This is a genomic window from uncultured Sphingomonas sp. (assembly GCF_964235535.1).
Lineage (GTDB): Bacteria > Pseudomonadota > Alphaproteobacteria > Sphingomonadales > Sphingomonadaceae > Sphingomonas.
In genome coordinates this window covers 1-11,524 of record NZ_CAXSBH010000069.1, presented here as the reverse complement: position 1 = coordinate 11,524, position 11,524 = coordinate 1, and the positions used below count along the sequence as shown (strand labels likewise).

Below are 11,524 nucleotides of genomic sequence, written 5' to 3'. Positions count from 1 at the left end.
GGTGGACATACAGCGCGATCGGCACCCCCCACGCCCGCTGCCGCGAGATCACCCAATCGGGGCGTTGCGCCACCATGGCGGTGATCCGGTTTTGGGAGCGGGCGGGGATCCACCGGGTCCGCTCGATCGCATCCAACGCGAGTTCGCGCAGGGTCGGATTGTTACTAAGCCCCTCCTCTTCAGAGGAGGGGTTTGGGGAGGAGAACGCAGCCTGTGGGGAGTCCGGCGTCTCCACCGCAACCAGCGTTCCCCTCCCCAACCCCTCCCCTGAAGGGGAGGGGCTTTTGATCACCGCCCCCCCATCCATCGGGATGAACCACTGCGGCGTAGCTCGGAACACCACCTTCGCCTTCGACCGCCAGCTATGCGGGTACGAATGCGCGTAATCGTCCGACGCCGCCAGCAGCGCCCCCGCCGCCCGCAGGTCCGAACAGATCGGCCCATCCGCGCTCACGAACTTCTTGTTGATCACCGACCCCTGGCCGCCGAGCCATGCCCAGTCCGCCCGGTACATCCCCGCCCCGTCGACCGCGAACACCGGATCGATCCCGTGCGCCTTGCACAGCAGGAAATCGTCCTCGCCGTGGTCGGGCGCCATATGCACCAGCCCCGTCCCGGCATCGGTCGTGACGAAGTCGCCGGGCAACATCGGCCGAGGTTTGGCGAAGAACCCGCCGAGATGATGCATCGGATGGCGGACGACGGCCCCGGCGAGGTCGCGACCTAAACCGCTCCATTCCTCTTCGAAAGAAACTCCGACGACTGTCGATGGACCGTGCTTAATGTCAAAAATGCGCTTGCCCGCCGCGTTGATTAATGAACGTGCGATTAGAAGCCTTTCAGCACGCAAACCTTTCGGGGTAATGTCTTGCAGCGGCTGCGCGCTATCAGCCAATCCAGAACCGACTTTGTATCTTCCAATGACATACTCGACGTCCGGCCCATAACTCAGCGCCTGGTTCACCGGGATCGTCCACGGCGTGGTCGTCCAGATTACCGCGTGCGCGCCCACCAGCTCGGGCGCGTTCGGGGCCTCGACGATCTCGAACGCCACGTCGATCTGCGTCGACACCACGTCCTCATATTCGACCTCGGCCTCCGCGAGCGCGGTCTTCTCGACCGGCGACCACATCACCGGCTTGGCCCCGCGGTACAGCTGGCCGCCTTCCGCGAACTTCAACAGCTCGCCGACGATCGCCGCCTCCGCATCGTGGTTCATGGTCAGATACGGCTCGTCCCAATCGCCCATCACCCCCAGCCGCTCGAACTGCGCGCGCTGCACCGCGACCCACTTCTCCGCATACGCTCGGCACTCGGCGCGGAACTGGTCGACCGGCACCTGGTCCTTGTCGAGCTTCTTGGCGCGGTACTGCTCCTCGACCTTCCACTCGATCGGCAGCCCGTGGCAGTCCCAGCCGGGCACGTACGGCGCGTCGTATCCCATCAGCGTGCGCGACCGCACGACGATGTCTTTCAGCACCTTGTTCATGGCGTGACCCATATGGATGTCGCCGTTCGCGTAAGGCGGCCCGTCATGCAGGATGAACCGCTCCCGCCCCGCCCGCTCCTCACGCAGCCGCTGGTACAGGCCCATCCGCGCCCAACGCTCCAGGACCTGGGGCTCCTTGGCGGCGAGCCCCGCCTTCATCGGAAAGTCGGTCTTCGGCAGGAAGACGGTGTCGCGGTAGTCGCGCTGCGGAGTGTCGGGTTGATCGGCCATGGTCGGCGGGCGTTTAGCCCTGCATGCTGGACGACACAAACTTCCGTTCGCTCTAGGCCCGCAGATGTGACCGACTTCCGTTCGCCCTGAGCTTGTCGAAGGGTCGTTCTTCCTCACCGCCCTCGCGAGAAGTACGATGCTTCGACAAGCTCAGCACGAACGGAAGTGGTTAGGTCCGCTTGAGGATGTCCCTAGCCCTCTCACAATCCGCATCCATCTGCCTGACCATCGCGTCCAGCCCGTCGAACTTACCCTCGCCGCGCAGGAATGCGTGCAACTCCACCTCGACCACCTGCCCGTACAGGTCCTCGTCGAAGTCGAAGAAGAACGCCTCCAACAGCTCCTTGGGCGGATCGAACATCGGCCGTACCCCCAGGTTGGCCGCCCCGTCCAGCACCCGCCCGTCCGCCAGCCGCCCCCGCACCGCATACACGCCGTAGGCGGGGCGCAGGTACTTCCCCATATCGACGTTGGCGGTCGGATAGCCGATCGTCCGCCCCACCTTGTCGCCGTGCGCGACCACGCCCTCGATCGCGAAGGGCCGCGTCAGCAGCCGCGCCGCCACCGCCGGCTCGCCGCCCTTCAGCGCCTCGCGCACCCGGCTCGACGACACCGACGCGCCGTCCAGCAGCACCGGCCCCACTGTCTCGACGGAGAACCTCGCCGCCTCGCTCAACGCGCGCAGCACGTCGACATTGCCCGACCGCTTCGCCCCGAAGGTGAAGTCCTCCCCCGTAACCACCCCACCGACGTGTAGCGCGCTCACCAGCCGCTCCCCCACGAACGCCTCCGCATCCAGCGAAGCAAGCGCCTCGTCAAACGCGAACACCACCATCGCATCCGCCCCCGCCGCCGCAAACAGCCGCTCGCGCTGATCAAGCGTCGTCAGCCGGAACGGCGGCGCGTCCGGCTGAAAATACCGTCTGGGATGCGGATCGAACGTCGCGACCAGCGCGGGCCGCCCCTCCGCCCGCGCGCGCGCGACCGCCTGCCCGACCACCGCCTGGTGCCCGATATGGAACCCGTCGAAATTGCCGAGCGCGACGATCCCATCCGCCAGATGCGCAGGGACAGCCGCCGCCCCGTCCAAGCGCTGCATGGGCGCAAGCTATACGGGGGTGGCTCGCAACCGCCTACCCCTTCTTCCCCTCTCCCCTCGGGAGAGGGTGGGGCCCGCTCGCCACTTGGCGAGTGGGAGGGTGAGGACCATTCCCTTCCGGCCCTGTCCTCACCCTTCCGCCGCTCCGCGGCTCCCTCCCTCTCCCGGTGGGAGAGGGACCAATGACACGAACGAATACCCCGGCCGCTCGCCCTCCGCCGGGTGATCCTCGCGCCCGACCTCGCGCCACCCCGCGAAGCCCGGGATCACCGTATCCCCCTCGGGCGCGGCATGCACCTCCGTCAGCTCCACCCGGTCCGCATGGGGAAGGAACAGCGCGAACACCTCCGCCCCGCCGATCACCGATGCGTCCTCCCCGGCCAGCGCCAGCGCCTCTTCGACCGAACCCGCCGCCTCCGCCCCGGCCGCCGACCAGCCGCGATCGCGCGTCAGCACGACATGCCGCCGCCCCGGCAGCGGCGCGGGAAACCCCTCGAACGTCTTGCGCCCCATGATCATCGGCTTGGCCCACGTCAGCGCCTTGAACCGCCGCAGGTCCGCCGGCAGCCGCCAGGGCAGCCCGCCACCCCGCCCGATCACGCCGTTGTCGGCGCGCGCCACCACGAAGGTGATCTCCGGCCTTCTGCTCCCTGCTCCCTGCTCCCCGCTCTCCATCCTACACCGCCACCGCCGCCTTGATGTGCGCCTGCGCCTCGTACCCGTGCAGCACGAAATCCTCGAGTTCGTACCCGTCGATCGCGTCGGGCTTCCGCACGATCTCCAACCGCGGCAGCGCCCCCGGCTCGCGCCCCAGCTGCAGCCGCGCCTGATCCAGATGGTTCAGATACAGGTGGCAATCGCCCCCCGTCCACACGAACTCGCCGACTTCCAGCCCGCATTGCTGCGCCAGCATGTGCGTCAACAGCGCGTAGCTCGCGATGTTGAACGGCACGCCCAGGAACACGTCCGCCGACCGCTGATACAGCTGCATCGACAACCGTCCGTTCGCGACATGGCACTGGAACAGGCAATGGCATGGGGAAAGCGCCATCGCCCCCAGCTCGCCCGGGTTCCACGCCGTCACGATCTGCCGCCGCGACGCCGGATCGCGCCGGATCAGCGCGACCAGCTCGGCGATCTGGTCGAGGTGACGCCCGTCCGCTGTCTCCCAGTCGCGCCATTGCTTGCCGTAGACCGGCCCCAGATCGCCATTCGCGTCCGCCCATTCGTCCCAGATCGCGACCCGCCGCTCCTGCAGCCACCGCACGTTGGTGTCCCCGCGCAGGAACCACAGCAGCTCGACGATAATCGACCGCAGATGCAGCTTCTTGGTCGTCAGCACCGGGAAGCCCGCGCCCAAGTCGAACCGCATCTGATGCCCGAACACCGACAGCGTCCCCACCCCCGTCCGGTCGGCGGTCTCGACGCCGTGATCGAGCACATGCCGCATGAGGTCCAGATACTGCCGCATCAGGCCGCCACCGCCGACCGCGCGTCGAGCCTGCGCCCGAGCGCCACGAACAGATAGATCAGCGGCGGCACCAGCAGCGCCGACAGCACTACCTTGGCCAGCATCTGCCCCAGCAGCAGCTGGCCGATCGGGAACACGCCCCAGAACGCGATCGACACGAACAGCAGCGTGTCGACGATCTGGCTCAGCGCGCTCGCCACGCCCGCGCGCAGCCACAGCAACCGCGATCCCTCGACCCCTTTCAGCGCGGAGAAGATCGTGACGTTCAACGTCTGCGATACGCCGTACGCGACGATCCCGCCGAACCAGATGCGCGGCGTCCCGCTCATCATCAGCGCGAACGCGTCCGCGCGCGCCGGGTCCATGTCGGGCGCGGCGGGGACGGCCAGCACGATCACCGACAACAATATCGACACGATCAGCGGCACGAAGCCGATCCTGACCAGGCGGTTCGCGACCCCCGCCCCGTGCAGCTCGGCCACGGCGCTCGACACGACGACGAGCAGCAGGAACGCGAAGATCCCCGCCTCGACCGCGAGCGGCCCCAAGGCCACCTGCTTGTTCCCGAGCACCCCCGCGATGCACACCATGCCGCCATAGAAGATGGCGAAGGCGAACAACGACTGCGGTATCGATCGGGAGTCGTCTTGCATCGCGGATTGTTAGCCGAGCACAGGCGGGGGTGGAAGCGGCTTGCACCCCCCTGCCGTCATGCTGAACTCGTTTCAGCATCCAGCGTCGTTCGCGCGACCAGGCTTGGGCGTTCGCACCATGCTGGACCCTGAAACAAGTTCAGGGTGACGGCGGAAAGCCGAGCGCCGCGTGCCAAGAAGCCGATGTTCGGAAACACTGTCCTACACGGCTGCGCTTCGCCATAACGCCGCCGCTCCGGTCGGTCGGAGGTATCCAGTCGAGCAATTAAACAACAAGGCGACGCAATGAAATTGCGAGTTCAACGTTACCTTCGTGAAGTTCGGGCGGAGGCACGGTGAACCGACTCGCGATCGGTCTCCTCGGCATCGCCGTCATCCTCGGCATCGCCGTCCTGCTCTCGACCGATCGCCGCGCGATCCGCCTGCGCGTCGTGGGCGCGGCCTTCGCGCTCCAGGTCGCGGTCGCGGTGATCGTGCTCTACACGCCGTGGGGCGTCCGCGCGCTCGGCGGCGCGTCGGCGGGCGTGTCGGCGCTGCTCGGCTACGCCAAGGCGGGCACCGACTTCCTGTTCGGCCCGCTCGCCTCGCCCGCGATCGGCGGCAACAGCTTCGCGATCGCCGCACTCCCCGTTATCATCTTCTTCGCCTCGCTGGTGTCGATCCTCTATTATCTCGGCGTCATGCAGCTCGTGGTCCGCTGGATCGGGGGTGCGATCGAACGCGTGATCGGCGTCTCCAAGGTCGAATCGCTTTGCGCCGCCGCGAACATCTTCGTCGGCCAGTCCGAATCCCCGCTCGTCATCCGCCCCTATCTCGCTGGCCTGACGCCGCCCCAGCTCTTCACCGTCATGACCAGCGGCATGGCGGGCGTCGCGGGAACGATCCTCGCCGCCTATGCGTCCATGGGCATCCGCATCGAGTATCTGCTGGCGGCGAGCTTCATGGCGGCACCAGGAGGGATATTGATGGCCAAGATCATGATGCCCGACGCCCCATCTTCTCCTCTCCCAGCAAGGGACGGGCTAGGGGTAGGCACCGAACGAAGCGAGGCCCTCGCGACCGATGCCGCCTACGACGAGGAGAAACCCGCCAACATCATCATGGCCGCCGCCCAAGGCGCCCAGACCGGCGTCAAGCTCGCGGTCGCGGTCGGCGCGATGGTGCTCGCCTTCGTCGCCCTCGTCGCGCTCGCCAACGGCCTGCTCGGCGCGGTCGGCGGGCTGTTCGGCTATCCGGCGCTCAGCTTCCAGGGCCTGCTCGGCTATGTCTTCGCGCCGATCATGTTTCTGCTGAACGTCCCCTGGAACGAGGCCGGGATCGCGGGCGGGCTGTTCGGGCAGAAGATCGTCCTGAACGAGTTCGTCGCCTATATTTCGCTCGGAGCGCAAGGAGGCCAGCTCTCCTCGCGCACCGTCGCCGTGATCACCTTCGCGCTGTGCGGCTTCGCCAACTTCTCCTCCATCGCCATCCAGATGGCGGTGACGGGCGGCCTCGCGCCCAATCAGCGACCCGTGATCGCCCGCTTGGGCCTGCGTGCGCTCGCCGCGGGATCGCTCGCCAACCTGATGTCGGCCGCCCTCGCAGGCCTGCTCATCGCGTGAGCACCCGGCCGTTCGACACGGCGCGCCCGCTTACGGCTTCGATCGACCCCGCCCGCGCGCTTGAACGCCTGCGTGTCCGCCTGTGCTACATCTGGCGTCATGGCCGCCTGCCCGACTTGAGCGATCCCACCCTATTCACCGAGCTGATCCAATATCGAAAGCTCCACGACCGCGATCTCCGCATGCCCCTACTCGCCGACAAGGTCCGCGCCAAGGCGCTGGTCGAGGGCATGCTCGGCCCCGACTGGGTCACGCCGACCCTATGGTCGGGGACCGAGCTCCCCGAAGACGCGGCTTGGCCGCGCCCTTTCGTGGTCAAATCCCGCCACGGCTGCAACCAGGTCCGGGTCGTCCGCGACGGCGACGGCGACGATTGGGCGGCGGTCCGCGAAGAGGCGCACCGCTGGATGCGCCGTCCGTACGGCATCTGGCTCGACGAATGGCTTTACAGCCGCATCCCGCTGGGTCTCCTGGTCGAGGCCTTTGCGGGACCCGGCCCCGATCTCCCCGTCGATTACAAGTTCTTCCCGTTCGGCGGCCGCGTCGAATACGTTCAGGTCCATCTCGACCGCGAGTGCGACCATCGCTGGATCGTCATGGACCGCGACTGGAACCGCGTCTCCGCCGCCACGCCCGATCCCGATCCGCCGCGCCCCGCCGGGCTTGATCGCATGATCGCCGCCGCCGAGATGCTCGGGCACGGCTTCGACTTCGTCCGCGTCGATCTGTACGACTTGGCCGACGGTCCGCGCTTCGGCGAGATGACCTTCTACCCCGGCTCGGGCCTCGACCGGTTCGATCCGCCCGCGCTCGACGCGGTGATGGGCGCGCGCTGGCTGCGGGCGCGGACCTTGACTTTCTGACGGTTTCGGCGCACCTGCCGGTCCATCGAGGCGTAATGCAGCGTGATTGGACGAGTTCGCTCATCCAGGCTCCGCCTCGGTCGTTGCTTCAGGCTTCCCATATCACGCGGGGCGTCAACAACCCCCGCCGGACGTGCGTCTTCGCGCGCCGGCCTTCGATAGGTGTTACCTAGTGTTACCTACTTTTGCGCAACTCGGCCTTGCCGAGCCCCTCGTCCGCGCGCTCGCCGCGCGCAACTACATCATGCCCACCCCCATCCAGGAACAGTCGATCCCGACGTTGCTGGAGGGCGGCGACCTGCTCGGCATCGCGCAGACCGGCACCGGCAAGACCGCCGCGTTCGTCCTGCCGTCGATCCAGCGCCTCGTCGCCGAGCCCAAGCGCGTGCTGCCCTATCATTGCCGCATGCTCGTCCTCGCCCCCACCCGTGAGCTCGCCAGCCAGATCGCCGAGAGCGCGCGCGGCTACGGCCAGTTCTCCAAGATGGCGGTCGCCACCGTCTTCGGCGGCACTTCGATCAACAAGAACCGCCAGGATATGAGTCGGGGCGTCGACATCCTCGTCGCCACGCCGGGCCGCCTTCTCGACCTGGTCGAGCAGCGTTTCGTCAACCTGACCATGGTCGAGATCCTCGTGCTGGACGAGGCCGACCAGATGCTGGATCTCGGCTTCATCCACGCGCTCCGCAAGATAGCGCGGATGGTGCCCAAGGTGCGCCAGACGCTGTTCTTCTCGGCGACGATGCCCGCCGCGATCCGCGAACTGTCCGGTCAGTTCCTGAACGACCCCGCCACCGTGTCGATCAAGCCGGCGGCCACTACCGCCGAGCGCGTCGACCAGTCGGTGACCTTCGTGAACCAGGCGGAAAAGCAGGCGCTGCTCACGCTCACCCTCGCCGATCCGGCAGTCGAGCGCGCGCTCGTCTTCACCCGCACCAAGCACGGTGCCGACCGCGTCGTGAAGCTGCTGGCGGGCAACGGCGTCGCGTCGAACGCCATCCACGGCAACAAGTCGCAGCCCCAGCGCGAGCGCGCGCTGGCGGAGTTCAAGGACGGCCGCGTCAAGATCCTCGTCGCCACCGACATCGCCGCGCGCGGCATTGACGTGTCGGGCGTTAGCCACGTCGTTAACTACGAGCTTCCCAATGTCGCCGAGCAGTATGTCCACCGCATCGGCCGCACCGCCCGCGCGGGCAAGTCGGGCATCGCCATCGCCTTTTGCGCCGAGGACGAGCGGCCGTATCTCCGCGACATCGAGAAGCTGACCCGCCAGAAGGTCGCGGTGACCTCGCTCCCGGCCGACTTCCTCGCCCAGGCCAACCGCATCAAGACCGAGCGCGTCAAGGCGATCGGTGCCGACCCCGCCCCGCGCGAGGAGCGCCAGCGCGGCCAGCGTCCCCCGGCCCGTCCGCGCGCGACCCACTCGCCCGTGCCCAGCCCCCAGTCGCGCCAGTACGGCCGCCCCTCGCGCAGCGGCGGCGGCAACGGCCGTAGCGGCGGTGGTGGCGGTGGCGGTGGCGGCGGTCGCCCCTCCGGTCCGCGTACGGGCGCGCAGGGATAAAAGCCCGCGCTTGGGGGTTCCGCTTTCGACTTAGAAAGAGGGACCCCCATGGACGTCAGCAACCGACCCATCGCCGAACGCATCGCCCGCGTCCTCGCCGGCCAGCGCATCAGCATTAACGCCGAGGGTACCGAGGAGTCGGCCAGCGCGCAGGTCGAACAGGTCTGGCGCGAATACCTCCCCGACGCGGTCGCGGTGCTCAAGACGCTCCGCGAGCCCGATCAGCGCATGGCGGCTGTGGGCGACGTCGCGGTTTGGGAGCGCATGGTTCGGACCGCGATCGAGGACAGCAAGCCGCAAGCCTCGACCTACTGACCCCTTCCAACGTCACCCCGGACTTGATCCGGGATCCCGCTCCTTCCCCTTGAGCGGATCGGTGGTGGGCTCCTTCCGGTCTTGGAACTCCGACGCCGCGCCGCGACCGCCTTCGACGGTTGCATCCGTCCATCCCTTGCCGTTCCCCCGAAACTGCGCGACACGGTTCCGAGTAACAACCGGTACGGAGCGGACCTGTGGCCGAAGCATACATCGTCGAGGCGGTCCGTACCGCCGGCGGTCGACGCGGCGGCCGGCTTGCGGGGTGGCACCCCAGCGACATGGCGGGCGCGGTCCTGAACGCGGTCGTCGATCGATCGGGGCTGGACCCGGCGGCGGTCGAGGACGTCATCATGGGCTGCGTCAGCCAAGGCGGCGAGCAGAGCTTCCAGGTCGGCCGGAATGCCGTACTCTCCTCCAAGCTGCCCGAGTCGGTCCCCGCCGTCACCATCGACCGCCAATGCGGCTCGTCGCAGCAGGCCATTCAGTTCGCCGCGCAGGCCGTCATGTCGGGCACGCAGGATGTCGTGATCGCCAGCGGGGTCGAATCGATGACGCGCGTGCCGATGGGCTCGACCGGCATGCTCTTCCACCAGGCGGGCCTCGGCCGCGCCAAGTCGCCGCGCCAGGACGAACGCTATCCCGACATCCAGTTCAGCCAGTTCACCGGCGCGGAGATGATCGCGGCGAAATACGGCTTCGACCGCGAGCAACTCGACGCCTACGCGCTCGAGTCCCACCGCCGCGCCGCCGCCGCGACCGAGCGCGGCCAGATCGTCGGGCTCGAGATCGAGACTCCCGAAGGTACCACCATCCACGACCGCGACGAGGGTATCCCCGCTGACTCCACGATGGAGTCGACCGGCGCGGTCAAGTTGCTGGAGGAGGGCGGCGTCATCGCCAACGTGACGACCATCGAGCGGCTGTAGGTACCGCCCGGATGAACTCCGTCGCCGCCGTGTCCGCCGGATAAGTGCCCCGCCCCGCTCCCTGGCGTCTCGACGCCGCCGCCTACCCGTACACGCAAGTCGTCCAGACGCGCTTTGGGGACATGGACGTGCTCGGCCACCTCAACAACGTCGCATTCGCGGCGTTGTTCGAGACCGCGCGCACCAAGTTCAACCGCCATGCGGAGCTGTGGGGCCGCGACTTCTCCGGCCGCCGCGCGGTCGTGGCGCAGGTCGAGATCAACTATCTCGCCGAGGGCAGCTATCCCGAGGATGTCGAGATCGCGACGGGAATCGGCCGGATCGGCGGGCGAAGCTGGAGCATCCTGGCGGCGATGTTCCAGGGCGGCCGCGCCATCGCCACCTGCGATGCGGTGATCGTCATGGACCTGGACGAGGCGGGCGCGGGCCTGCCCGACCATTTCAAGCACCGGCTGGCCGAGTTCCGCGTCCGCGAGGCTTAAGCGTCAGTCGGCGAACACCGCCGCGCGCTTCTCCATGTTCGCGCGCACCTGCTCCACCTGATTGGGCATGCGGATAACCTTCAGCTGCTCGACCGTCTCCGCATCCAGTACCGCTGCCGCGTCGCCGTCCGCCGCCACATTATACAGCCGCTTGGCCCCGCGCGTCGCATGCGGGTTCCGCCCCGCGATCTCTCGCGCCAACGTCATCGCCACCGCCAATGGATTGTCGGCGATCCGCGTCACGAAGCCCAGCCGCTCCGCCTCCGCCGCCTCGAACTCGCGGCCGGTATAGGTCAGCTCGCGGAGCACGTCATCGCGCGCCAGCGTCCGCCACAGCGCGATGCCGCCCATGTCGGGCACCAGCCCCCAGTGGCTTTCCCGGATCGCGAAGCGCGTCCCCGGCGCGGCGATGCGAATATCGGCCCCCGACATGATCTGGAACCCGCCCCCGAACGCGACGCCGTGGACCGCCGCGATCACCGGCATCGGCAGCGTCCGCCAACCCCAGCTGACCTGCTGCGCCTTGTTCGCTGGCCCCCAATCGCGCGCTGCCAAGTCGAGCATCAACCCGCCCCCGGCCATGCTCGCCATATCCAGCCCCGCGCAGAACGCCCGTCCCTCGCCCGACAACACCGCGACGCGCACCTCGTCCATGCCCGACAGCCGGTCGATCGCGTCGACGATCCCGTCGAACATAGCCGGGTCGAGCGCGTTCATCTTGTCCGCCCGGTTGAGCCGGACATCGGCGACGCCGTCGGTCACGGCAATGGTCACGCGGTCGTTCATGAGGGCACTCCTTCTTCTCCCTCTACCCGCTTGCGGGGAGAGGG

General features: G+C 68.0%; 11 protein-coding genes and 1 pseudogene. 6 read left to right on the top strand and 6 right to left on the bottom strand.

All coding sequences use genetic code 11. From position 1 onward, the window contains the following. From ACFE7F_RS14670 to ACFE7F_RS14650, 5 genes are all read right to left on the bottom strand, one after another. Window positions 1-1,720, bottom strand: a 1,720-nt coding sequence (locus ACFE7F_RS14670; protein ID WP_375404594.1) for a class I tRNA ligase family protein, incomplete at its 3' end; no start/stop codon positions are given. 169 nt (window positions 1,721-1,889) lie between these two features. After that, window positions 1,890-2,819 (bottom strand): bifunctional riboflavin kinase/FAD synthetase, encoded by a 930-nt coding sequence (locus tag ACFE7F_RS14665; RefSeq protein WP_375404593.1) that lies wholly within the window; start codon window positions 2,817-2,819, stop codon window positions 1,890-1,892. A 129-nt stretch (window positions 2,820-2,948) separates the two neighbouring features. Continuing rightward, entirely contained in the window at window positions 2,949-3,494 is a 546-nt protein-coding gene (locus ACFE7F_RS14660; RefSeq protein WP_375404592.1) for a dihydrofolate reductase, read from the bottom strand. Between the two features lies 1 nt (window position 3,495). Further along, window positions 3,496-4,290 (bottom strand): thymidylate synthase, encoded by a 795-nt coding sequence (locus ACFE7F_RS14655; RefSeq protein ID WP_375404591.1) that lies wholly within the window; start codon window positions 4,288-4,290, stop codon window positions 3,496-3,498. Then, window positions 4,290-4,943: a queuosine precursor transporter gene (locus ACFE7F_RS14650; RefSeq protein WP_375404590.1), complete on the bottom strand. Its 654-nt coding sequence runs from the start codon at window positions 4,941-4,943 to the stop codon at window positions 4,290-4,292. Before ACFE7F_RS14650 ends, ACFE7F_RS14655 begins: the two co-directional genes overlap by 1 nt. Window positions 4,944-5,278: 335 nt before the next feature. On the opposite strand from ACFE7F_RS14650, the gene ACFE7F_RS14645 reads away from it, so the two are divergent. The 6 genes and pseudogenes from ACFE7F_RS14645 (at window position 5,279) to ACFE7F_RS14620 (ending at window position 10,694) form a co-directional block, all read left to right on the top strand. Beyond that, window positions 5,279-6,544 carry a NupC/NupG family nucleoside CNT transporter gene (locus ACFE7F_RS14645; RefSeq protein WP_375404589.1) on the top strand — a complete coding sequence of 422 codons (1,266 nt, stop codon included), beginning with the start codon at window positions 5,279-5,281 and terminating at the stop codon, window positions 6,542-6,544. Further along, complete coding sequence (locus ACFE7F_RS14640) at window positions 6,541-7,407, top strand: ATP-grasp fold amidoligase family protein (protein ID WP_375404588.1); 867 nt, start codon at window positions 6,541-6,543, stop codon at window positions 7,405-7,407. The genes ACFE7F_RS14645 and ACFE7F_RS14640 overlap by 4 nt, the downstream gene beginning before the upstream one ends. A gap of 172 nt (window positions 7,408-7,579) precedes the next feature. Beyond that, window positions 7,580-8,968, top strand: a complete 1,389-nt coding sequence (locus ACFE7F_RS14635; RefSeq protein ID WP_375404587.1) for a DEAD/DEAH box helicase — start codon at window positions 7,580-7,582, stop codon at window positions 8,966-8,968. 48 nt (window positions 8,969-9,016) lie between these two features. Further along, window positions 9,017-9,283 (top strand): hypothetical protein, encoded by a 267-nt coding sequence (locus tag ACFE7F_RS14630; RefSeq protein ID WP_375404586.1) that lies wholly within the window; start codon window positions 9,017-9,019, stop codon window positions 9,281-9,283. Window positions 9,284-9,480: 197 nt separating this feature from the next. After that, window positions 9,481-10,185: pseudogene (locus ACFE7F_RS14625) on the top strand (beta-ketoacyl synthase N-terminal-like domain-containing protein); the annotation flags it as partial. Window positions 10,186-10,256: 71 nt separating this feature from the next. After that, complete coding sequence (locus ACFE7F_RS14620) at window positions 10,257-10,694, top strand: acyl-CoA thioesterase (protein WP_375404585.1); 438 nt, start codon at window positions 10,257-10,259, stop codon at window positions 10,692-10,694. A gap of 3 nt (window positions 10,695-10,697) precedes the next feature. Here the strand turns inward: ACFE7F_RS14620 and ACFE7F_RS14615 are convergent, their stop codons facing one another. Beyond that, a complete protein-coding gene (locus ACFE7F_RS14615; RefSeq protein ID WP_375404584.1) occupies window positions 10,698-11,480 on the bottom strand; it encodes a crotonase/enoyl-CoA hydratase family protein in 783 nt (260 codons plus the stop codon). Window positions 11,481-11,524 lie beyond the last annotated feature (44 nt).